The following is a 25,222-nucleotide window of genomic DNA, read 5'->3' as shown; positions in this document are numbered from 1 at the left end:
TCAATTTAAATATAATTCTCAATTTTCAATTCTAAATTTAAAAAAAGATTGCTACAAGCAACCTGTAACAATCTCTATGTTTTAATTTAATAGTAATAATAATATCTTTTAGACTTATCTCTAACTCTATTTAATATTACCCCAATAACATGTCCACCAACTTGCTCTACTAACTTCTTTGCATTAACTAATTCATCTTTTTTAGTATATTCATGTCTAGCAATTAAGATAACACCATCAACCTTACTAGCAAGAATCTGAGAATCAGCTATAACACAAATAGGATTACCATCTAATATAACATAATCATACTCTTCTCTAAATTTATTAATAAGCTTCTCCATACCTTTTGATGCTAATAACTCTGCTGGATTCGGTGGAATCTGACCTGCAACTAATACATTTAAATACTCATTAACCTTTATTATTGTGTCATCTAATTCTGCTTCTCCTACTAAAACATCTGTTAAACCTGTTGTTCCACTTATCTGAAGTCTCTTGTGAACTGTAGGTTTTCTTAGGTCAGCATCAATAATTATAACTTTTTTATTATCTAATGATAAACTCATAGCTAAATTAACTGCAACTGTTGACTTACCTTCTCCAGGTTGTGTAGATGTAACTAAGAATACTTTTTTATCTTTATCAGTTGAAGAATATCTTATATTAGTTTTTACTGTTCTAAAAGCTTCTGCATAAGCCCCTTTAGGATTTTTTAATATATTAGGCATTCTTACCACCTCTTCTAAATAGTGATTTTTTTCGCTTATGTTCATGTGTAGGATTAGAAATCTCTGTTGAATCTGCCTCTGGAACTATTCCTATAACAGGTACTCCCAATAAATTTTCTATATCTTCTTCTTTTTTCACTGTATTATCTAAGAATTCTAATACCATAGCAACCACAACAGAAACAATAAGCCCAAATATAAATGCAACAGCTATATTTCTAGCCTTATTAGGGCTAGAAGGTTCTGTTGGCACTCTAGGTGATTCAACAATTTCTATATTACCATTTGGAATATATTCTGTTGAAGTCTTAACAAACTCATCTGTAACTGCCTTTAATACTTCAACACCTTCATCAATATTATTAGATTTATATGTTAATGTTAAGAATTGATCTTCCGAGCCTGCTACAACAGTCATTCTATCAGATACCTGTTCAGCTGTAACATCTAGTTTAGCTTTATCTATTGCTCGTTCAATCAAATCTGTAGATTGCGCAAATCCAGCATAAGTTGACATTAATTTCTGAAACATACTTACTTCATTACTATCGTAACTGCTTGTCTCATCACTTGCTTGTTTACCTATAAATAATTTAGTTGTTGTTTGATATACAGGCTTTGCAATTATAAAACTATATACAACAGAAAGTATAATGCACACTAATATAATTTCAAGAATTATAACCCATCTTTTTCTAATTGACTTAAAAAGTTCAAAAAAGTTTATATCATTATCTTCTCTTACCAATGTTGTATCCTCCTATGTTGATAAAATTATATTATAATTATACCTTATATTCATTAATTTTACATCTAGTTATTACATATACAAATATTAATTTTAAACAACTAGTATTAATCATTTATTAAAATATAATTCAAATTTTTATTTTTAAAGAATAGGTTTACATAAAATCATTAACTATTTTTACCTTCTTCTCTCCACTCACAATGCTAAAATAAGAAAAAATAATAGGAGATTAATTTCTATTATCTCCCATAACTTTTCTACAAACTAGCACGCATGTTTGTCTCCAAATAACACCAAAACAGTTTTTAAGATTAATTTTATATCTAGGAAAATACTTTTTTCATTTACATATTTAATATCTAACTTCATCCAATCTTCAAAGTCTATATCATTTCTTCCTGATACTTGCCATATACATGTTAAACCTGGCTTAACATCTAATCTCTTTAACATCCATGGTTCAAAATCTTTTACTTCATTAGGTAATGATGGTCTAGGTCCTACTAAACTCATCTCACCTTTTAATACGTTAAATAATTGAGGTAACTCATCTATACTTGTTTTTCTTATAAACTTACCAATCTTAGTAACTCTAGGGTCTTCTTTCATCTTAAACATAGGACCACTCATCTCATTTTGAGCTTGAAGCTTTGCCTTCAATTCTTCAGCATTAATAACCATTGATCTAAACTTGTATATATTGAATTCTTTGCCATTTAATCCAACACGTTTTTGCTTAAATATAACTGGTCCCTTTGAATCAAGTTTAATAATTATCGAAACAATCAATAATATTGGACTTAAGCAAATTATCCCAAGCAATGAACACACTACATCTATTACCCTCTTAACTACATTATAAATTACATTGGATTGACTTCTCACATCAGCTTCTCTTATAGTATCTTGCATTGTTCTAACTTGTAAATTATCCATTGACCATTCCCCCTATTGATAATTATTTGTTTCTTTTCTATGAACTAATTATATCACATTCTTTACATTTTGTTAATATATTACTGACATTATATTACTCTTTTTCCTAGTTGTATATTATATCTTTATACTTATTAACAATTAGTTAATTACATGATACATAAATGTTAATTAATTAATAATTTATTAATTTTTTTAGTTCATTTTGCTACAAATATAGAGGAACCCTTGTGTTTATGAGGATAGACGCTATATGAATTTGTTAATTACCTTAGCAACTCCATCTTCATTATTATTACAAGTTATATAATCAGCTACTTCTTTTATTTCTTCCATAGCATTCTCCATAGCTACACCAAGCCCTGCATATTCAATCATTTCTCTATCATTACTAGCATCTCCAAATGCCATTACTTCTTCTCTCTTAACGCCTAAATGTTCTGCAAGAGCTTTTAACCCTTCTCCTTTATTGCCATTTTTATTAATTATCTCAAGGAAATATGGTGTACTCTTAACAATATTATATTTGTCATATGCTTCTTGTGGTAATCTACTTATTGCTTCATCTAGAATTTCTGCTTCATCAACTAACATAATCTTGATTATATTCTCATCATCTGGAATATCAAAAAAATCTATTATAGTTGGTTCTATTCCATTTAATGATGCTTCAACCTCAGTATATTTACTCATTTTAGGAGTTATTAGTCCGTATTTTTCTGAGAAGGCATGAATATTTACATTAAATTCTCTACTTAATGTATACATATAATGTAAATCTGTTCCCTTAAGTCCCACTTCATGAAGTATTTTTCCACTTTTAGCTTCTTGTACTAAACATCCGTTATAACTTAAAACATATTCATCGTCTTGAATTAATTCTAATTCATCTAAATATTTTATTAAACCATCCTTAGGTCTACCTGAAGATAAAACAACCTTAACACCTTTATCCTTCGCTCTCATAAGTGCTTTTTTATTTTCCTCGGTTATTTTCTTATCATCATCTAATAATGTTCCATCCATGTCTAATGCTATTATCTTATACATCGTGTTGTTACTCCTTTCAACATATTCATACACATTATATCATAAATCTCTATAAAAATACCTGTAATTTTATATTGCACTTATGTAAAGCTTTCTTATATCTTTGTAACTTTATCTAACTATAGCACATATTATATTACTAACCTATATGTTTGCTTATAGGAGGTGACTTCATGCTAGAAAGCATACTACTTGTCTTATCTATATGTATTGATTCTTTTGTATGTAGCATTGCATATGGATGTAACAAAATTAAAGTTCCTATATATTCTTCTATGCTTATAAGTATAATATGTACTTTGATACTTGGCATATCGCTATTTCTAGGTAATATATTTAAAACCTTTATACCAATTAATTATTGTAGATTTTTTTCATTCTTTATATTATTAATATTAGGTTTATATAGATTATTTGAAGGAGTCTTTAAATCGATACTTCGTAAGAAATATATAGATGATAAGCCTATAAAACTTAAATTATTTGACTTCATTCTTTTAATATATGTTGATGAAACTATGGCTGATATTGATAATTCTAAAATTCTAAGTTTAAAAGAATCTATATACCTTGCAATAGCATTATCACTAGACAGCTTAGCAGTAGGGATAGGTGCAAGTCTTGCCATGAAAAATTATGTTCTTACTATTATATTATCATTTATTATTAACTTATTAACTATTATAATAGGTGTATTTATAGGTAGGTCTATAACTAGAAAGGTAAATTTGAATCTATCGTGGATATCTGGAGCTATCCTTATAATATTAGCTTTATTTAAAGTATAAAAAATTAAAATGTAATAAAATTTAGAGTTTCTCTATAATAGCAAAATAAAGATCCCATTAAAATGCTATACATTCCAACCTTCAAGGAAGTTTATAGCATTTAGGGATCTTTATCTACTTTTATTATACTTAGAAATACTTAATAAAATTATGCTATTTATGAAAAAATATTTCTTGTATTAGTATAATAATCCGTCTATTTCTTTATTAATCTCAGAATAATCTACATATATTGTAGCTGGTTTTGATACATTCGGAGTATCATATTCATTATTAATAAATACATTTAATGTATTTACATAAATAGTTTTAGAGTCTTCTTGTATTTTATTAACCTTTGCATAATATTTTATAACCACCGGACATGTTCCATCTTCAGAGAATTGTCCACCACATCCAGCTAAACTACTACCATTAACATCTATATAATATGTCTTGCTACTTGCATCATATGTCAATGTGCCTATTTCAGATAAGTTTCCATCAGCTGTTACACAATAAGCTGTCGGCTCTGTTGCATCAGTACCAACATATGCTCTATTATCTTCTTCATCTCCAAATTTACTATCCAATTCTAATTGTAACCTAGTATTAAACTTATATACTTTTGCACAAGCTACAAAAGGAATTATTGACTGATAATCTCTAGGAATATCGTTTATAAATTTATCTGATAAATTATTCCACGATTCAGATACTCCTTCACTATATTTATTATTATTTAATGGACTGTTCTTTATCACAAAATTTTCATTGTTAACTTCTAACTTATTAACACCATGGTCAGCTTTTAACTGTGGTATTTTAATAGATAAATTAAATGTCTTAATATCTGATTCAGCTCCATACTTATCTATTGCTTGAGTTGTTACAGTTACTGTTTGCCCTACATAATTACTTAATTTATCTGCAGGAATAATACAATCAACAAACATTCCTTTATTATTATATCTATCTATTGCATATTTTACAGTTTCATTTTTCAATGTTTCTGATCCTAAACTTACTGTATATCTTATATCATCATTTTCCTTTGAATCAGCATCATATAATCTAACCTTAAAATTATAATCTTCACCTAAATCTACAGAAATTGTTGAACCATTACTAATTTCTTTTTCAGAATCATAATAATGATTAAATATCTCAGGTTTAATATTAGCTCCATCCATAGCTTTTATAATTGTATTAATAAATAATTCTAATTCAGCCTCTCCAGTAATGTCACTATGTCCTGAACCAGAATAAGTAATATTACCTATATTATAAGTATAATAAGCGTTTCTAGAATCCCCCATATTCATAGGTGTACCATATAAATTAATCCATGGAACTAAATCTTCCTTCTCTAAATTTAATTGATACCATTGAGTATGAGTCATAGCTATATCCATGCAATTAGAATTAACTTGATTCTTGCTAACATCAGATTTTGTATAATCTCTTCCTAGCTTATCATTAAGATTATATGGATAAGAAGTAATTTGGGCTTCATTTACACCTATAACCTTCTTAGTTTGAGTACCTTTTGTTGTCGGATCGCCATCTTCAGTATCAAAACCTCCATTATATGAATATAACATTAAATTAGCAAATGGTGTTGCCCCTAATGAAGCTAGTCCATCAGCATTTCCACCAATTAATTCATCTTTTCTATTCTTTAATCCCGTACCAACAGTTAGATAATGTTCATCTCCCCAAGTTGAACTATCAAATGGGTCTTCATATACCGATTGACCTACTAAATTCTTAAATCCTTGAGTTAAAGTCTTTGAAGGAGCAACATTATTACAATAATATTGAGTTGGATTAACATATCCCTTATCACTATATTTACTATACTTAACATCATAAAAATCAACTTCATCTAATACATTAAGAGAAATAGTATCATGAGTAAACATAAGTGCCATCTTCATATTATTACATTCTTGTAATACCTCAACTGACTTCGTAGAGAATACATCTCCTGCTGCTAATGTAGCATTATCTCCAAATCCTATTACTATCATATCAAACTTTTTGCCATAATCATTTGCTTCATTATTTATTAATGAATTAGCATATTCTTTTGCAGATAGTCCGCTCTTATCTATCTTACTAGTGAATTCTGACATTTTTATAGCAGTTACTTGAATATCTATTCCCAATTTATTCTTAACATCATCAAGCTTATTCTTAAAAGATGTATCTTCAGTATTATTTTTTACTTTACCAGTTGACATATTTAAAGTAACAGTGGCATTATCAGGTAATAGTTGCAAAACGTTAATAGTACTATTTGTTTCAGAACTATCTGCCTTATAAGCACAATTTCCAGTTACATATGTTTTGATTCTAGTACTATCATCAGTAAACTTATCATTAACATCCCCATCTTTGGCTTCAAATACAACAAGTTTCCATGATAGATATCCAACAAATGTATGTGGAACAGTATATTCAATATAATTAACTTCACTTTCATCAATATTATTAACATCAACAAGAGCTACTGCTTCACAATTATTTTTTTTACTTTCATCATCTAAAAATTGACCATCATTATTACTATCAATATATAGTTTAGCTTTATATTTCTTACTCGAATCACCTTTTACAGTAAAGCCTATTTTTATATTTCTATTAGTTTCTATTGTACTCATATCTTTATAAGACTTAGGTTGTTGTTTAATTGTAACTACTGGACTTGCATTATCAAGACTTTTATATTTTTTAATAATAGTAGTCATATCTAATCCACCAGTACATTGTACATTATCTCTTATATCTGATTTTATATATTTATTAAAATTAGAATATAACTTTGTCTTATCAATACTTATTGCGCTTCTATCTAAATAAACTAATTGATTAGATTCTATAAAGTTAATTACTTGTTTCGCACGTCTATTAGTAATATCATTTCCAGAATAGTATTCATCCATAACAAATTGATAAGTTTCTTTTGTCCCATCATCATTTGCATCAACAGAATATTTAGCCTTTAAGAAATTAATCTTTTCATTTTTAATAGATAAATTATATGATGCATAATCATTTATTTCAATCCATTTACCACTAGTATTATTATTAGGAACAAAACCACTTGATGCATACCATAAACTTCTTCTTGCTCTTTCATTTTCAAGTGCTCCTCCAGTCGCCCATGAATAATTATAATTAAAATACATATATCCAAAATGATTTATATCACTACTTTCTGCTACATATTGCCTGTATCTAAAATCCTTAGTATCACCCCACATAGTATTAAGAGTGGCTCCATCCTTTCCGTTTTTACAATTACCAATACATATTATGTCATATTGTCCAGACAATTCGTCAACCATACTAACAAATGTCGGCATATCTATATGAGATACTTCTACTTTAATATTTTCATAAGTACCTGATTGTAATTGAAACTTGTCCCCCGGTTCAACTTCAAGAAGTTTTACAGTATTTTTTATAACATCTGCTTTTGTTCTTATATTAGGTATGGTTATAAGAGTTGCAATAACTGCAATAATTACAATCCATGTTACTTTATTCTTTATTAACTTAAAGAACTTATTGTTTCCACTTCTCATTTATTTACCCCCTTACCTTAATTATTCCTAAACTTAACAATTGAACTTACTTCATATTCAACTTCTATATTACCTTGTTTCTTTTTGAATTTTGCTGTAACTTTAATTCCTGTCATTTCATCAAATAAATTCAAATCAGCAGTCTTAGAATCATCTGCTTTTTCTTTCAATTCCTGCCAATTAAGAGGAATTATTGACACACTTTCTATATCTTTCGACACAGTTTTCACTAACACATCCTTTGTAATAGTTGGGGATGATAAGTCCCCTTCTAGTTTATCAATTCTTTTTATAAATACTCTGCCGGAACTTCCAGTACTCTCAAACATCATATTACACAAAAGATATTCATTATCTGCTACTGTCAAATTTGTATCACCATTAACTCCATTAGGTAAAAGAAAGCTTATACTTGCTATATCTAAATACCCACCATTGGAATTAGTTGCATCTTTATAATCTCTTATGGTCCATCCACTTATTTCATTTGTTGAATTTTCCTTAATACTTAAGTCAATAGCTTGCGTACCATAAGTAACTATAGATTTTTGTAATTTTTCTCCTTCTTCTTGCATTTGAGATTTAAGCTCTGTTTTCACCATTAATTTTCTACTATTTATAAATACTGAAGATACTACTGCAAGGACCACTACCATAATTGTTAATGTAATTATTGTTTCTAGTAATGTAAATCCTTTAACTTTCCTATTCAATATCTTCACCTCTCTACTTATCTATCTTCCATAGATGTTCTTTAAGATATTTTTGATCAAGGCTCTCATCCATATATCTAGTTGTATTAAGAGTAGCAGAAGCAGTATAATCTTGTGCTGAATCTGGAACCACATTATTACATAATGTTTTAATTTTGTCATGAAGTTCTGTCATTTCTGATATTGTATATCTAGAATTATCTGCATCTTGTTTAGTACATGATATAGTAACATTATTTCCTATAGTTACATCTGAGCCAGCTATTATAACTCCTTTGAACTTAACTTTATCTTCAACTATAACCCTACCTTTTGTAATTACAACAGAACATATTGCATCTTCATCACTTGAATATTCTATGTCAGTTTTCTTATCACCTATATATATAGCATCTTTCTTTATTATAACATCATCACTGTCTATACAATTTACTAAGAAGCCATATAATTTAGGTTTAATTATAGATCTCTTAGATGTGAATTGCATATATTTGTTATAGTCTTCACTACCTTCTGTATAAGTATCCTTTATTAGCTTCTCATATCCTGCGAAATTAACAACTCCAATGGAATCATTTTTTCCTAATACAGATTTAACAACACTATTATCACTATAAATTTTTTCAAGTTCATCTGAGTTATACTTAGTGCCATCTGCATTATCCATATCTGCTACACTTACAGAATTCTTATATCTATTTTGCATAAGGAAAACATTAAGTGCATATGCTTGTTTCTTTGCATTTATATTTTTACTTGCTTCAGCGTTTAAAGTATTATTATTTACCTTTGTGTTTCCACTTTCATCTTTGTATACAGATGCTCCATAAGCATATACATTCTTTATTGCAACACCACCATTTTGTGCTTTATTACCATCTTCAGTATAATATTTTACAAAATAATTACTTTTATCTTTAATCTTATCACTATTTAATAAAGCATATGATGAAAAATATTCAACTTGTAAACTAGGGTCTTCACTTCCAGCTGTTACATCTGCATATGCCTTGTAGTTTCCATCTATAGCTATTGACTCACCAGTTGCATATTCAGTATTCTTATCATTATCCCCTTGTAGATGTAAATATGATATACCATTTATCCATGCTGAACCTAAATTAATATTATTGTCTCCACTAGCATTATTAACTATAATACTACTTGAATCTCTAATAGCTTTATCAATATCGATATTTGAAATTGATGATGTTTTTTCATTATTATTTATTCTATCATTTGCACCATAGAAATTTTTAATATTTACATTGGTCTTTGAAGAATTAATAACCAAGTCATTGTTAGCAATAACATTATCTGCATTTAATGTATTATCTTTAGATGTTGATTTATCATCAACTTTTGGTCCAATATATACATTATTAGCATATAAATTATTTTCTCCTCCTTCTGAACTACCTTCTGAACTATTATTAACCTCAGAATCGCTTGATATTGCTATAGCTTGACCACACATTACATCACCATTAAATGTAATCTTGCTATTATTGATTAATATACCATTTGAATATTTACTTCTAATCTTTTCTGCATTAGTTGTTTCATTATTAAATTTACTTTCATTGCCTTTTATCCATATATCACCATTAACAGTTGAGGAAGATGTTGAACCATTGATATTTAAATTACCATCTGCAGTAATTGCTCTAATAAATTCATAATCATAAGCTTTTAGGTTTTTAGCACTTGTTATTAATGCCTTATCATAATCTGGTGCTGCTAATGTAAATGATGTGCTTATAGTCTTTTTATTATTTAACTTCTTACCTGTTTTGTCCTTTGATGTGTCTGTTTCAAATGTTGACTTAACAGCAATAGTTATAGTAAAATCACCATCATATTTTTCTGTATCATTATAATCCTTTATAGAATTAAACTTGTCACTAGTTTCAACAGAAGCATCTATAACTGCTGTTGATCCTTCTGTAGCTGTTCTCAAGCATTCACTTTTAGGAAATACTTTCGCATCGTTTACAATTGTCTTTTGATTAGCTACTGCATTTTTGTATGCAGTATAATCACTATAACCTTTTAATTCTTCTAAATTTTCTTCTTTATTTGCATTAAATTCATCTTCTGACTTAATAACATATCTATAAGTAAGCGATTCAATAGAATATAATAGATTTTCTTTTGCTTCTAATTCATTACTATCTGATAAAGCACTAAGGTCCTTAGTAGAGCTTGTTAATGCTTTTATAAAATAATACTTAAATCTCTTATTAATCTTATTATAATCTTCCTTACTTATAGTAGTTACATCATATATAAGTCTGTTATGCTCAATATCTTCTGCAAGTGCATTACTTGCACAAACCATTGCAACTTCTGACTCCTTATTAATTACATTCTTCACAAGATCTATACCAGAATCTGCTGCATATAGATTCTTAAGTTGTATACTAGCATTCACTCTTGCCTTATAATCAGCAGTAACTGCTGTTAATAAAGCTGCACCTGTTGTAAATATTAATGCTGCTATAAATACGACAAAAATCAAACTAGATCCTTTTCTTTTTTTCTTACTCATAATACCCCCCCTATTAATTATCAAAATATTAGGTATTGTGTCATACTCTATGATGTTGGTGTATTAAACACTTCAATATCTGTATTAGTTGATATCTGACTACTATATAATACATCTGTCCCATCACTTATAGAAACATTAATATCATATAATGAATGTAATGTGTCAACTTGTGTTTCTGATATATTTTGCCTTAAATTAATCTTACAAGCTTCTGTTGATGAATCTGAAGAATAATCCAAACGTAAATCTATAGGTGTTTTAGTTAAGTCATCCCCTAAATCTATATAGTCTATGTCTATTGATGCTTTATTTTTTTGTTCATCTGTCAAATCTTTAGGAACATCTCCTCTTATATATGCTAATAACTTTGTTGATGCATTGAAATTAGCATCTCTTATAATCTTTATTCTATGACATAAATCCTTGCTATATGGTTCTTTAATATCACTCGGTTTCCTGATATTGTTGATTTGAGCTTGTTTTGAATAAGTCACTTTTGGTTCTCCAGTTACAGAAGCATCCTCACTACCTACATCAATTTTTACATTAGTTATAGCATTATTTTCGCCATCATTCTCTATAGTTAATTTTACCACATCTAAGCCAGAAATGGGAAGATTATTTGTGCTTGTAAATTTTGCATTACCATTAGCATCAAAAGAAGTTGTTTCCCACTTTATATAATTGTCTGTAAATTTAATTACAACTGCATATTGATCATCTTTTAACTTTTCTACTTCTTTATCATTGTTATTATATTTAACCTTGTCATTCTTTTTTAATGTAACTTCTATAGGCAAATCCTTATCTCCTGGTCCTTCCATCTTCCACTCATCTGATTCTTTGATAACATTCAGAACATATCCATCTAATGTTGTATATTTGCCTATATTAGTAGATGAATCAAAATCATGTAATTGTATTGTATCTTGTGCTTTTAATTCTTCTACAATTTTCTGTCCTAAGTTAGTTGCTTCTTGCTTAACTTCAGCTTTTTTATTCTTTTTTATGCTTGTCATTACCAAATCAGTAAGAGGTATAAGCAATATAGCAATTAAGGCAACGCTAATTATCACCTCAATTAGCGTTATACCTTTTCTTTTATTTACCTTCTTCATTTTACTCACAAACAAACACCTACTTCTTATATACAGAGCCACCTTCACTCTCTAATGTAACTCTTGGCTTATCTGCATCATCATTATTTATTGCAACTTCAACCTTCTTGTCTGTGTTATTTATAACTTTAAGTTTAATTCCAGACTTATCAGTACTTCCATCTCTAGCTTCACTCTCTATATTTACCTTGATAACATCAGCACATGGTGTAAATTCTTCACCATTGCCCATTGTAGTTGCTGGATATCTAGAGTTTCCTGCCGAATATTTATAATAATACTTACCATCTTTTTCTGTTACAGTTAATGTAACATCTATAACATTAGAGCTATCATCATAAATATAAGTGCTACAATATTCATCATTTGCTCTACCAAATGTTAATGTTGGTTGTATTGATGATGACGATTTAACCATACCTACAAAATCATTAGTTCTTTCCTTCTCTGTTGCTTCTTCTACAGATACTCCATAAGCACCAGTTGCTGCACCTTCACCAAATAACTCATCTTTACCGTATACATTACTATAATCCCACTTGAAATAATTATTATCATAGTTTCCAACCTTAGGTACTCCATAGAATTCTAATACAATAACTCCTGATATATTTCCGCCTTCATAAGTAGTAGTTACACTCTGACAACTTATCTTTCTGTTATATGCTTCTAATGCTTTCTTAAAATCCTTAAGCTGTTTATAATTAACTTCAGTAAAGTTTATTGAAACTTGAAGATGCTCACAAGTAGAATCATTAGCATATTCCGAACTTGAATCATTAGTTATTACACTTCCATCTGATGTTGAAGAATCAGAACTATTAGTTGAACTTGTAGTTTCTTCATTTGAAGTACTATTATCTTCATTATTGGAGCTATCTTCATCAGACTTATTTTTACTCTTGCTTGAATGATTATCTATATAACTATTTGCAGCACTTGCATAAGTAGCAAATGATGTATCAGGTAATTTCTCTACTTGTGGAGTTAAATCTTCTAAGTTAACTACTTCTATTGGATTAAAAGATATATCTCCCTTGAAATCACTTTTCTTCATTAAGTCATCTATTTCAGTAATTATCTTTTCTTGAATTATTTCTGGATATAATTTTTCAGTTTTACCTTCTATTCCTGCTGTTAATTCCTTTATATTACCTTTTCTCTCATCAAGAGTACTTAACTCATCCATAACTTTGTTGTATTCTGTTATAGCAGCTTGTCTATCCTCTCTTGCTGCTTCTAGTTGTGATGACTTATTGTTAAATACAAAGCTATAATACATAACTCCTAATATAACAGCTAATGCGCCAACAAGAGCATATATCTCATTTTTCTTTAACATTAGTCTACCCCCTTAAAAGTACATTCAGCAGTAAATACATATGCTCCTTCATCACCTGATATTGATCCTATATATACATCATATATTGATTCTATCTCTTTTAGGTTATGTTGAAACTCTGCTATTGCTGTCTTGTTACTTGATGTTGCACCTATTGTTACCTTAGTGTTATCTATACTGATAGTAGCTATATTAACTTCACTAGGAATAGTAGCACTTATTTGATTCATAAGTGTAACTGTAACTATATCCCTACTTGCAATTGCATTATTAACAATTGTTATTCTATTATCATATTGAGTAAGATTATCAATTTGATCATTTACTTCATTTGATTCTTTTACTTTAGCCTTTATATCTTCTGCCTGAAGCTTATCCCTATATTCTTGTGCTTCATTATTATTGATATATGTAGCTATAGTAAAATACGAGAATGTACCTACAATAAATATAGCTACTATAAGAATTATAACGCTAACAATAATTTTAGGGGTATCGCTACCTTTTTTCTTCTTTATAAATGCGCTAAAAAAGTTCATATCCTTCATTAATTCAATCACCCCTATAACCTAATTATTGCGCCTAATGCATTTATATATCTAGAAAGACTATCTCCACTGCCTCTTTTACTTGTAAATTCAACCTTAGGTAATGAAGCTATCTTCTCTGTCTTTATATTTAACTTTCTCTCCATATATTCAGGTAATCCTTCAATGTTAGATGTACCTCCATATATTATTATCTTCTCTATACTGCGTCCTATAACTTGATTATTATAGAATTGAAGTATCCTCTCTAATTCTCCTAACATATCATCTACTGCATCTGCAATAGTAGAGTTAATAACATCTTCCTCCGATACCCTTATAAGACTTCCCTTTTCTATCTTCTCTGATTCTGTAGATTTTATTGACATATCCAGTCTTGTACTTAGTGCATAGTCAATACTTTCTCCACCACTTTTAACTATTCTATTGAAGTCTAGCTTACCATTCTTGAACACAGTTATGTTCATAGATGTTGCTCCCATATCAACAAAAGCTACAGTACCTTCCCCTGATAATCTTGAATATGCTGATATCTTATTTAATGCATTAAAGTTAACATCTAATACTACTGGATTAAGATCTATATCTGTTAACAGATCAAAATAGCTTCTTGCAATTACAATAGGATAAGCTACTACATTCACTTTATACTTAGGACCTTCTGCATCTGCTATTTTATCTAGGACAACATATTGAATAATATAATCTTCTAGTTTAATAGGTAAGAATTGTTCTATTTCATACCTTATAACTGTTTCCATTTCATCATATTCTACTACTGGAATTACCAGATCTCTATTAATAATTGCTGAGGAATTAGTAGTACATACACTATCCTTTATCTTTATGTTATTTCGCTTAATAAATGCCTTTAAGGTTTCTATTACTTCTCTATCGTTTACAATCTTACCATCTTCTATAGCTCCTTCTGGAGTAGATAATTCCATAAGTCTATATACTGTAAGTCTTCCTTTACTATATCTTCCTTCTACTATCTTAATAGTATTAGTTCCTATATCAAATGAGACTACATCTCTTATTTTTTCCTGTTTTTGTTGTTTTGGCGCTAACATTTTGGAAAATTTCTCTTTCAACATTGAAGTATCTAATGCCACTACTTTCACCTCTTTAAAAAATGTATTGATAAGTGTGAGATAGAGTCTATCTCACACTTACAATTTGCAAATAAAACATATTTGTTTTATTCTTATAATTTTCTATTAAAAAATTAATATTCAAATTATGATGGATTACGATAGTTACCAGTATAATCTGCACTATAGATATTTCCTGAAGATTTTATATCTGGGTATATTTGTAATCCTGTTGAATCACATACTTTAACATCTCCATCTTCTACTTTTACATAGAAGAAGTTATCTCCTCTTCCTGAAGTAGTCTTACCTTTAAGTACTAAATTTGCTGTATCCATATCATTAGCAATTACTTTACCATTAGTACCACCATTAGTTTTGTCAACTTTTTCAAGTGTTGCTCCTAATGATGTTACTTTATCATCTGTTATTAAATTTACAGTAGTATCGTATACTATTTTAGCATTAGATACATCTGATTTAATTGTTGATTTTGCCTTTACTTCTAAGTATTTTGGTACAGCCACTGCTGCTAATATTGCAATAATTGCAACAACGATGATTAACTCTATAAGAGTAAATCCTTTTGATTTTGATTTTTTGTTCATTAAGTTCTTTAACATTAATAAACCCCTCCTAAAATTTTGTTATTATTTTTTATATTAATTTTTAATATAAACACTATTAAACTGCGTTGTACATATCGAACATTGGTAACATTATAGCTACAACCATGCCTCCTATTACAACTCCCATGATTATTATCATAATAGGCTCTATCATAGACGTTGCATTACTTATAGCCACATCTACCTCTTCATCATAATAATCTGCTGTTTTCTCTAGCATTTCATCTAGAGACCCTGCTTCTTCTCCTACTCTTATCATAGAAGCAAGCATATCTGGGAATACTCCACTTTCTCTAACAGGACCACTTAAGCCATCACCTTTCATAACCTTGTCCCTTATCCCATCCATAGCATCTTCTGCTACTTTATTATTAAGAATAGACTTAACTATAGGTATAGCTTCCATCATAGATATACCAGAGGATAATAATGTAGACATTGTTCTAGTAAATCTAGATGTTACTGTTTTCTTAGTTAAATCACCAAACACAGGAAGCTTAAATTTCAATTTACTAAAGAACTCGTACCCTTTAGTTGTTTTCTTAAACCTCATAATTAGTACAACAACAACTGTTATTCCTATAACAAGGTATATTATATACTTTTTCATAAAAGTACTTAATGATATAAGAAAACTTGTTATCCCTGGAAGTGGAGTATTACTATCTTCAAACATTTCTTGAAATGTTGGCATTACAAACATTAAAATTACAATTACTGCAACAGTGGCTATAATTGATAGTATTATAGGATATATCATAGCAGATTTTATCTTGCTGTTTATCTTACTTTCCTTCTCGAAATGTATAGCCATACGTAGCATCATCTCATCTAGATTACCTGAAGCTTCTCCTGATTCAACCATACTTATAAGAAGTTTAGGAAATGTATCTGGATATTTCGCCATTGAATGAGATAACATCTCACCTCTTTTAACATCATCCTCTATCTCTGTTATTATGCCTCTTAGTTTCTTATTAGTAACTTGAGTTGATAACATGCTAAGGCAATTAGTTATAGAGATACCTGCATCTAACATTGTATTCATCTGTCTGCAGAATATTGTTAAATCTTTAGCTGTAATCTTTTGAGTAAAATTAAATTCTGCAATAGTTGTAGAAGTCTTAACTTCCTCTATCTTAAGTGGATAATATCCTGATGAAGTTATCATAGACACTACTTCATCTCTTGATTCAGCTTCAAATTCATCTTCAATCTTCTTACCATCAGCTTTCATAGCTCTGTATTTATATTTCTTCATATAACCTCACCCTCCTATTCTCCTTTTATAAGTGTTATTGTTGCAAGTTCACTAACTGTTGTAGTACCTTGCAGAACTAACTTCTTACATTCATCTTCTAGAGTTGTCATACCATTTTGTATAGCAACTTCCTTTAACACATTAGGATCTCTAGTTTGATTAATTACTTCTCTATGTTCTTTACCTATTTCCATCATCTCATAGACACCTATTCTTCCTAAATAGCCTGTTTCATTGCAATGTCCACAGCCTTCTCCTTTATATAATGTAAGTTCATCTGTTTCATCATATCCTAGGACTTTCTTTTCATAAGAAGTTGCTTCATAAGCTTTCTTACAATAAGGACATATCCTCTTAACAAGTCTCTGAGCAATAATTCCAGCTATGGATGTCGAAGCAAGGAATGGTTGAATGCCCATATCTATAAGTCTAGTAACCGACGACGGTGCATCATTAGTATGAAGTGTACTTAGAACTAAATGTCCTGTTATGGCTGCCTTGATAGCTATCTCAGCAGTTTCATTATCTCTAATTTCTCCAATCATTATTATATCAGGGTCTTGTCTAAGTATACTTCTAAGTGCACTTGCAAATGTCATACCAGCTTTGCTGTTTACGTTTACCTGATTAATTCCATTAAGGGTGTATTCAACTGGATCTTCAACTGTTATTATGTTAACATCCTCTTTATTAAGTTCACTTAAAACAGTATATAATGTAGTTGATTTACCACTTCCTGTAGGTCCAGTTACTAACACTATACCATAAGGATTAGATATTATATTATTTAACTTAGTTAAGTTTTCATCACTTATTCCTAGCTTTTCTTTACCAAATCTATAGCTGTTTCTATCTAGGATTCTTATAACTACCTTCTCGCCATTAACTACCGGCAATATTGATACTCTCAGGTCAACTTCATTATCTCCTACCTTGGTAATTATTCTACCATCTTGAGGTACCCTCTTTTCTGCTATGTTAAGTCCTGCTAGTATCTTAATTCTAGTAACTAGCGGTCCTAAACTCTCTATACCTAATGTATTAGCTATATGAAGATCACCATCTATTCTATATCTTATCCTTATTTCATCTTCAAAAGGTTCTATATGAATATCTGAAGTTCTCATTTCTATAGCATTCTTAAATAACCTATCTATCATTTTAACTACTGGAGCATTTTTTACTGTAGAGTTTTCTTCCTCTACAACTTCAGCTTGTTTATTTTCCAAGGTTTCCTTAAGAAGTTCTTCAGCTGCCTTCTTAACTTGTTCTGTACTATAGTTAACTTCAATATATCTATTTATGTCTGATTTAGTTGCTATAAAGGGTTGTACCTCTAATCCAGTTGATATAGATATATCATCTATAGCTATTATATTAAGTGGATCTGCAAATGCAACTTGAATCTTACCTTCATCAAAGCCAAATGGTGCAAGTGTATATTTATTACATAATGTTTGAGGAATCATGTTTAATACTTTTTTATCAATCTTTACATTACTTAAGTCAATTTCTCTTATGCCTGTCTGTTGTTCTATAGCATGAATAATATCATACTCAGTTACACATTTCTCTTCAATAAGTAATTCTCCGAGTTTCTTTCCTTTTGTCTTCTGTAATTCTAGTACTTTTTCCAATTGCTGTGTATCAATTTTTCCTGCCATGACTAGGATTTCACCTAATCGCCTCTTTTGGATTACTGCCATATCCTCTCCACCTTTTACACTCTTTAATGATTCTTCACATATATTTCCTTATAAACTATTATATATTATTTATTTTAATAATTCCACAAAAAGTTAATTTATTTTGAAACATTTTTGAATTTAAATTTGATTTTACTTTAAAATATACTATAATTCAAAATATTTTCTAAATAATAATTTATTACATAATTTCCAACGTAAATCGACATAATTGTTGCAATTGCAATATATGGACCAAAAGAAATCGCTTCTTTTCTACCTTTTTTCTTTATAAGCATTATTAGTATTCCTGCTATACCACCTAATACAAATGATGTGAATAAAGTAAATATACTTCCTCTTATTCCTAGGAACAAACCACTTAATGCTACTATTTCTATATCGCCTACTCCCATACCTCTTGTAAGAAGTACTATAAGCCCTATTAAAATTAGTCCAATAAGCATACCTATAAGCTTATCTTTAGGAAAACTTCCATCATTAATCCATTCTGCAACAAAAAATATTATTCCTGCTATTGCTCCAATAACAATTGTTGATGAATAAACATATTGAGTTTTTAAATCTATCATACCAATAACTATCATAAGAGAAGCTAGTATCATAAATTTCAATGTTTCTATTGTAAATCCATATTCCATATATATAAATATGTATAATACACAGTTCAATAATTCTATACATGGATACTGAATTGAAATTTTCTGTTTACAATTTCTACATCTTCCTCTTAAAAATATATAACTAAAAACAGGAATCAAATCCTTCCATTTAAGTTTATAATTACAATTTGTGCAATGAGAAGGTGGAAATGAAATAGATTCTTCCTTCGGTATCCTAAAAATACATACATTTAAAAAACTTCCTATACATAGCCCTAAAACAGCCACTACTAAATAATCCATCACTTCTACTCCTGTCCACTTTATTCTTTCGTTAACATTTTAATCCATGTTATTAATAAAATCAATATGTAATTACAAATTTTGTATTGTAATATCTTTTTTTGTAAATATTCTGTTAACAACTTCGTATATATACTTCATATTTTTCTCTTATTCATGTATTATTTTCTTCTTATATTCCACACATCTACTTTATTCATGCTTATTTTACTTGATTTGTTAACTTTTTATGAATATGTTAACAATAATCACCTAGTCATTATAATAATTTCAAGTTCATTTATTTATATAATGTACTATAAAGCAAAAAATAAGTTAGCATTTAAAATGTTGTGCCGTTTGAACTTTTGTAAGTTTACAACATTTAGCTAACTTATTTTTTATATTTATAACCTATTAATAATATTATGCTATTTACAAAAACATATAATATTGTTTCTAATCATTTAAATATATATTGAATTTATTCTTCAACAAATTCAATTAAATCTTTTCCAAGCTTTGCAACTCTAGCTAATGAATATACATCATAACCTTTATCCTCAAGTATCTTTCTGCCTGGTTGAAATGACTTTTCTATAACAATTCCTATTCCTGCAACTGTTGCACCAGCTTCTTCTACTAATCTAATTGCCCCTTGAGCTGCTTCACCATTAGCTAAGAAATCATCTATTATAAGAATATTATCCTCAGGTGATATATATCTTTTAGATAAAGTTAATTCATAATCTGATGATTTAGTAAATGAATGTACTGTTGTTTGATATACTTCTCCATTAAGTATTTTAGATGATTGCTTCTTAAGTGTTACCATTGGAAGATTCATCTGTAATGCAGTCATTACGGTAGGTGCTATTCCTGAACTCTCTATAGTGAATATCTTAGTAATCTTCTTATCTTCATAATATTTTTTAAATTCACTTCCTATATTATACATAAGCTCTGCATCAACTCCATGATTTAGAAATGAATCAACCTTTAATACTTCTTCGCTTAGAGCTCTTCCTTCTTCTAATATTCTTTGTTTTAATTCTTGCATAGTTTTCTACTCCTCTTCTTTTAAAACCTTATTTAGTATCAAGGCAACTATAGTACCTGTTGAAATTCCTGATGAAAATATCATATTTAATGCCTTTGGTAAATTAGCAACAAATTCTGGTCTGAAAGTTACTCCTAATCCTAATCCTATAGATGTAGCTATTATAAGTAAATTTCTATTATTTATCTTGATATTACTTAATGTTCTGATACCTGCAGCTGCAATAGTTCCAAACATAACTATTCCAACTCCACCTAGTACAGGTGATGGCATTATATTTATAAGTGCAGCGAATTTTGGGAGTACTCCTAAACCTACTAATATAATACCTGCCATTATAGCTACACTTCTACTTGCATTTCTAGTAAGCGGTATTAAACTAACATTTTGACTAAAGGTTGTATTAGGGAAAGTTCCAAGTGCTCCTGCCACTGCACTTCCAATACCATCTGATAATACACCTCTTCCAATTACCTTATCTTCTGCCTTTACTCCAGATACTTCACATATAGATGATAAACATCCCACTGTCTCTATGGTCGTTACAATATAAGCTGGTATAAATGCTATAATGTTATTTACATCAAAATCCACACCATACTTAAATATATTAGGAAAAGCTATCCATGAAGCTTCTTTTACTGTTGTAAAATCAACCATACCTAACGGAATACATATTATATATCCTACAATCATACCTATAAGTATAGATGCTGAACTTATTATTCCCTTTCCATACCTATTAAGTAATATAGTTATTATCATAACAATCATTGCTATTGCTATATTCCTCAAACTACCATAATCAGCACTTCCTGATCCACCTGCTGCCCAATCCATAGATACAGGAATAAGAGTTAATCCTATAAGACAAACAACTGTACCTGTAACAAGTGGTGGAAATAGCTTAAGTAGCGGCTTAATAAAAAAGCTAAGTACAACCTCCACAATAGAACCTATTATAGTTGCTCCAATTATCCCCGGCATACTTCCAATTGATAAAGCTGGTGCAACAAAAGTAAAATCTGTTCCCATAATAGTAGGAACTCTAGCACCTATCTTCCATATTCCTCTACTCTGTATTATAGTTGCAAGACCTGAAGCTAATATTGTAGCACTTAAAACTTGTGTTGATGTCTTCGCATCTAGTCCAAGAGCACTACATATAACTAACGGAACTGCAATAATACCACCAAACGCTGCAAAAATATTCTGAAATCCAAGAATGATTCTAGTCATCATCTTTGGTTTATCATCTATTTTGAATAATAATCCTTCATTATTGCTTATATTCTGATTGTTATCCACTCACATTTCCTCCTATTTTGTCGTTAATATCGCAATTATATCATATATAAAGAATAAAATCTCAATTTTCGTCATTTTTTCGTATATTTTTTTCTGATTTTTTTAGCTATTATAACAATTTTAAAAACTACAAACAAAATATAATTTACTAGAGAGTAAAAAAATTAAGCTAGCATTAAAAATGTTGTACTGTTTTAGTTTTAATAAGTTTACAACATTTAGCTAACTTAATTTTTTATTTATAAGTACTTAAATATACCTATACCATTCATATAATAAGTATTAATTGATTTTTTATAAAATATATAAAGACTTATTTTCTATAACGTTCCACAAAAGCCTTCATTCTCTTAATCGCTTCTATAATGTCTTCAGTTGAAGATGCATAACATGCTCTTACATATCCTTCTCCACATTCTCCAAATGCTGTTCCCGGAATAACTAGAACCTTTTCCTCAACCAATAATTTCTCACAGAATTCTTCTGATGTTAATCCTGTAGATTTTATACATGGGAACATATAGAAAGCTCCAAGTGGTTCAAAACATTCTAATCCCATTTCTTTAAATCCAGTAAATAAAAGTCTTCTTCTTCTATTATATTCTCTAACCATCTTATCTACTGATTCTCTAGAATGCTTAAGCGCCTCTAGTGCTGCATATTGTGCAGTTGTTGGTGAACACATAATTGCATATTGATGAATCTTCTTCATTTGAGATATAAATTCCTTATTACCACACAAATATCCCAATCTCCAACCTGTCATAGCGTAAGATTTTGAAAATCCATTTACAACTAATGTTCTATCTCTCATTTCTTCAAAACTAGCAATAGATACATGTTCTTCTTCTCCATAATTAAGTTCTGAATATATTTCATCAGAAATAACAACTATGTCTTTATCCTTAAGGACTTCTACAATAGGTTCAAGTTCTTCTCTAGTCATTACAGCCCCTGTTGGATTGTTAGGAAATGGCATAATAACAACCTTAGTTCTATCAGTTATAGCTGCTTCTAATTGTTCTGCAGTAAGCTTAAATTCATTTTCTTGTTTCAAATCTATAGTCACTGATGTTGCGCCAGTAAATGCTGTACAACCTTTGTAAGCAACAAAACTAGGTTCCGGAATTATAACTTCATCTCCTGGTCCTACTAATGCTCTAAGCGCAATATCTATCCCTTCACTTCCACCTACTGTTACAATTATCTCATCAGTTGGATTGTAATAAAGATTATACCTCTGTAGATATTTTGCTATTTCTTCTCTAAGTTCAATATATCCTGCATTAGAAGAATAATGAGTATTTCCTTGTTCTAGAGAATATATTCCAGCCTCTGTTACATTCCAAGGAGTTAAGAAGTCTGGTTCTCCAACGCCTAATGATATCGCATCATCCATTTCATTTATTAAATCGAAATATTTTCTTATACCTGAAGGAGGCATTTCTAATACATTTTTTCTTATCATTTTCTCTGGTATCATACAAAAATATCCTCCCTACTTATTGGCTTTCTTTCTTTAAATTCTGTTCCATGATCTTTGTATTTTTTTAGGACAAAGTGAGTAGCTGTACCTGTTACATATTCTTGACATGCAAGAGAATTAGATACAAATAAAGCAACTTCTTTCATTGTCTTACCTTCTACTATAACTGTAAGATCAAATCCACCTGAGCTCATAAGATAACAAGCTTTAACTTTATCAAATCTATATATTCTCTCTGCTACTTTATCAAATCCTTCGTCTCTTTGAGGAGTTATCTTAACCTCTATAAGTGCAGTTACTGTTTCTGTTCCTGTATTCTCCCAATTAATAAGTGCAGTATATCCTGCTATTATATTTTTTTCTTCATATTCTCTTATAGCATCTCTTACTTCTTGAACAGTTTTGCCTGTCATTACTGCAATCTGTTCATCTGAATATCTACAATTATCTTCTAATATTTCCAAAATCTCATCCATAAATAACCCTCCACTAAAAATATTACTTAAATTCTTCAGCTAGTTTGGTAAAAGCTTGTAATGAATTCTTCACCTTCTCAGTGCTTATACAATATGAAAGTCTAAAATATCCTGGACATCCGAAAGATGATCCTGGCACAATTAATAGATTATATTTCTTCGCTGCTTCTGCAAAAGCTACATCATCTGGAATTAATGACTTAGGGAACATATAGAATGTTCCTTCTGGTTTCACCATCTCAAAACCTAATGAAGTAAGATGTTTATATAAAATATCTCTATTTTCTCTATAAGTAGTCATATCTGTAGTAACACCTAGATTTCTAGCAATTACCCTTTGGAATAACGAAGGTGCATTAACAAATCCTAATATTCTATTTGCTACATTTAAAGCTACCTTTATGTTTTCTATATCTGACATCTTATTGCTAATAACAACATATCCTATTCTCTCTCCAGGAAGAGATAATGACTTACTATACGAATATCCTATGAATGAATTATCATAATAATTCAATATATATGGTATTTTAACATCATCATAAACTAACTCTCTATAAGGTTCATCACTAATAATAAATATATCTGTGTTATATTCTTTTTGTTTTGCATTTAAAATATCTGCCATCTTCTGTATTGATGCTTCTGAATATACAACTCCTGTAGGATTGTTAGGATTATTTATTATTACTGCTTTAGTCTTAGGATTTATTGCCTTCTCGAATTCCTCAAAGTTAGGTTGAAAATCTTTTGTATCTGCTTTAACTTCAATTAATTTACCATCAAAATTATTAACATAATTATTATACTCTCCAAAATATGGTGATATTGTTATAACTTCATCCCCTGGATTTATTATAGACTTTAAGATTATATTAAGTCCCCCTGCTGCACCTACTGTCATAATAATATTACTAAAATCAATGTCAGTTCCTTGAGTTCTATTAATAAACTCTGCTATACTGCCTCTTACATCTTCATATCCTGAATTATTCATATATCCATGTACTAGATTCTGAGGTTCTTCTCTCAATATGTCTATAACTGATTGTCTTACTTGTTCTGGAGGCTCTACGTTAGGATTTCCTATACTATAATCATAAACATTTTCTTCCCCATATATATCAGATAATCTCTTTCCTTCTTCAAACATAGCCCTAATAATTGAACTATTATTAACTAAAGCCTTCATTCTATCAGCTATCATGCTAACCT

The 25,222-nt window shown here is 29.4% G+C and carries 21 protein-coding genes; 1 reads left to right on the top strand and 20 read right to left on the bottom strand.

Annotated features, from left to right (window positions below):
- Nucleotides 1-86 precede the first annotated feature (86 nt).
- From KQI77_RS07780 to yidA, 4 genes are all read right to left on the bottom strand, one after another.
- Nucleotides 87-731: a CpsD/CapB family tyrosine-protein kinase gene (locus KQI77_RS07780; protein WP_216389885.1), complete on the bottom strand. Its 645-nt coding sequence runs from the start codon at nucleotides 729-731 to the stop codon at nucleotides 87-89.
- The gene (locus KQI77_RS07775) at nucleotides 724-1,479 is read right to left on the bottom strand and encodes a YveK family protein (RefSeq protein WP_216389884.1); all 756 of its coding nucleotides are present in this window, start codon (nucleotides 1,477-1,479) and stop codon (nucleotides 724-726) included. Before KQI77_RS07775 ends, KQI77_RS07780 begins: the two co-directional genes overlap by 8 nt.
- 267 nt (nucleotides 1,480-1,746) lie before the next feature.
- Nucleotides 1,747-2,394 carry a sugar transferase gene (locus tag KQI77_RS07770; RefSeq protein WP_253289392.1) on the bottom strand — a complete coding sequence of 216 codons (648 nt, stop codon included), beginning with the start codon at nucleotides 2,392-2,394 and terminating at the stop codon, nucleotides 1,747-1,749.
- A gap of 273 nt (nucleotides 2,395-2,667) precedes the next feature.
- Complete coding sequence (yidA, locus tag KQI77_RS07765) at nucleotides 2,668-3,468, bottom strand: sugar-phosphatase (RefSeq protein ID WP_216389882.1); 801 nt, start codon at nucleotides 3,466-3,468, stop codon at nucleotides 2,668-2,670.
- 173 nt (nucleotides 3,469-3,641) lie between these two features.
- Between yidA and ytaF the strand changes: the two genes are divergently transcribed.
- Nucleotides 3,642-4,256, top strand: coding sequence for a sporulation membrane protein YtaF (gene ytaF, locus KQI77_RS07760; RefSeq protein WP_216389881.1), 615 nt, complete (start codon nucleotides 3,642-3,644; stop codon nucleotides 4,254-4,256).
- A 179-nt stretch (nucleotides 4,257-4,435) separates the two neighbouring features.
- On the opposite strand, the gene KQI77_RS07755 is transcribed toward ytaF, so the two are convergent.
- From KQI77_RS07755 to KQI77_RS07680, 16 genes are all read right to left on the bottom strand, one after another.
- A complete protein-coding gene (locus tag KQI77_RS07755) occupies nucleotides 4,436-7,828 on the bottom strand; it encodes a DUF5057 domain-containing protein (RefSeq protein ID WP_216389880.1) in 3,393 nt (1,130 codons plus the stop codon).
- Nucleotides 7,829-7,845: 17 nt separating this feature from the next.
- Nucleotides 7,846-8,541, bottom strand: coding sequence for a Tfp pilus assembly protein FimT/FimU (locus KQI77_RS07750; protein WP_216389879.1), 696 nt, complete (start codon nucleotides 8,539-8,541; stop codon nucleotides 7,846-7,848).
- Nucleotides 8,542-8,554: 13 nt separating this feature from the next.
- On the bottom strand, nucleotides 8,555-11,092 hold the full coding sequence (locus KQI77_RS07745) for a hypothetical protein (RefSeq protein ID WP_216389878.1): 2,538 nt from the start codon (nucleotides 11,090-11,092) through the stop codon (nucleotides 8,555-8,557).
- A gap of 47 nt (nucleotides 11,093-11,139) precedes the next feature.
- Nucleotides 11,140-12,213: a prepilin-type N-terminal cleavage/methylation domain-containing protein gene (locus KQI77_RS07740; protein WP_253289391.1), complete on the bottom strand. Its 1,074-nt coding sequence runs from the start codon at nucleotides 12,211-12,213 to the stop codon at nucleotides 11,140-11,142.
- 19 nt (nucleotides 12,214-12,232) lie between these two features.
- The gene (locus KQI77_RS07735) at nucleotides 12,233-13,555 is read right to left on the bottom strand and encodes a hypothetical protein (RefSeq protein WP_216389876.1); all 1,323 of its coding nucleotides are present in this window, start codon (nucleotides 13,553-13,555) and stop codon (nucleotides 12,233-12,235) included.
- Nucleotides 13,555-14,103 carry a PilN domain-containing protein gene (locus KQI77_RS07730; protein WP_216389875.1) on the bottom strand — a complete coding sequence of 183 codons (549 nt, stop codon included), beginning with the start codon at nucleotides 14,101-14,103 and terminating at the stop codon, nucleotides 13,555-13,557. The genes KQI77_RS07735 and KQI77_RS07730 overlap by 1 nt, the downstream gene beginning before the upstream one ends.
- Nucleotides 14,104-14,117: 14 nt before the next feature.
- Entirely contained in the window at nucleotides 14,118-15,218 is a 1,101-nt protein-coding gene (gene pilM, locus KQI77_RS07725; RefSeq protein WP_216389874.1) for a type IV pilus assembly protein PilM, read from the bottom strand.
- Nucleotides 15,219-15,343: 125 nt separating this feature from the next.
- Complete coding sequence (locus tag KQI77_RS13200; RefSeq protein ID WP_301281680.1) at nucleotides 15,344-15,820, bottom strand: prepilin-type N-terminal cleavage/methylation domain-containing protein; 477 nt, start codon at nucleotides 15,818-15,820, stop codon at nucleotides 15,344-15,346.
- 61 nt (nucleotides 15,821-15,881) lie between these two features.
- The gene (locus KQI77_RS07715; protein WP_216389873.1) at nucleotides 15,882-17,087 is read right to left on the bottom strand and encodes a type II secretion system F family protein; all 1,206 of its coding nucleotides are present in this window, start codon (nucleotides 17,085-17,087) and stop codon (nucleotides 15,882-15,884) included.
- A gap of 14 nt (nucleotides 17,088-17,101) precedes the next feature.
- Complete coding sequence (locus KQI77_RS07710) at nucleotides 17,102-18,793, bottom strand: GspE/PulE family protein (protein ID WP_216389872.1); 1,692 nt, start codon at nucleotides 18,791-18,793, stop codon at nucleotides 17,102-17,104.
- Between the two features lie 137 nt (nucleotides 18,794-18,930).
- Nucleotides 18,931-19,698 (bottom strand): A24 family peptidase, encoded by a 768-nt coding sequence (locus tag KQI77_RS07705; protein WP_216389871.1) that lies wholly within the window; start codon nucleotides 19,696-19,698, stop codon nucleotides 18,931-18,933.
- 463 nt (nucleotides 19,699-20,161) lie between these two features.
- Entirely contained in the window at nucleotides 20,162-20,737 is a 576-nt protein-coding gene (locus tag KQI77_RS07700; protein ID WP_216389870.1) for a xanthine phosphoribosyltransferase, read from the bottom strand.
- Between the two features lie 6 nt (nucleotides 20,738-20,743).
- On the bottom strand, nucleotides 20,744-21,979 hold the full coding sequence (locus KQI77_RS07695; RefSeq protein WP_216389905.1) for a nucleobase:cation symporter-2 family protein: 1,236 nt from the start codon (nucleotides 21,977-21,979) through the stop codon (nucleotides 20,744-20,746).
- Between the two features lie 379 nt (nucleotides 21,980-22,358).
- Nucleotides 22,359-23,528 (bottom strand): pyridoxal phosphate-dependent aminotransferase, encoded by a 1,170-nt coding sequence (locus KQI77_RS07690; protein ID WP_216389869.1) that lies wholly within the window; start codon nucleotides 23,526-23,528, stop codon nucleotides 22,359-22,361.
- On the bottom strand, nucleotides 23,525-24,007 hold the full coding sequence (locus KQI77_RS07685; RefSeq protein ID WP_216389868.1) for an Lrp/AsnC family transcriptional regulator: 483 nt from the start codon (nucleotides 24,005-24,007) through the stop codon (nucleotides 23,525-23,527). The genes KQI77_RS07690 and KQI77_RS07685 overlap by 4 nt, the downstream gene beginning before the upstream one ends.
- A gap of 22 nt (nucleotides 24,008-24,029) precedes the next feature.
- Complete coding sequence (locus tag KQI77_RS07680; protein ID WP_216389867.1) at nucleotides 24,030-25,214, bottom strand: pyridoxal phosphate-dependent aminotransferase; 1,185 nt, start codon at nucleotides 25,212-25,214, stop codon at nucleotides 24,030-24,032.
- Nucleotides 25,215-25,222: the final 8 nt, after the last annotated feature.

Origin of the sequence: Clostridium sp. MSJ-8 (assembly GCF_018918325.1) — a bacterium.
Classification (GTDB): domain Bacteria; phylum Bacillota; class Clostridia; order Clostridiales; family Clostridiaceae; genus Clostridium.
Note: the sequence above shows the minus strand (reverse complement) of the source record. Positions and strands in the feature narration are given on the sequence as shown.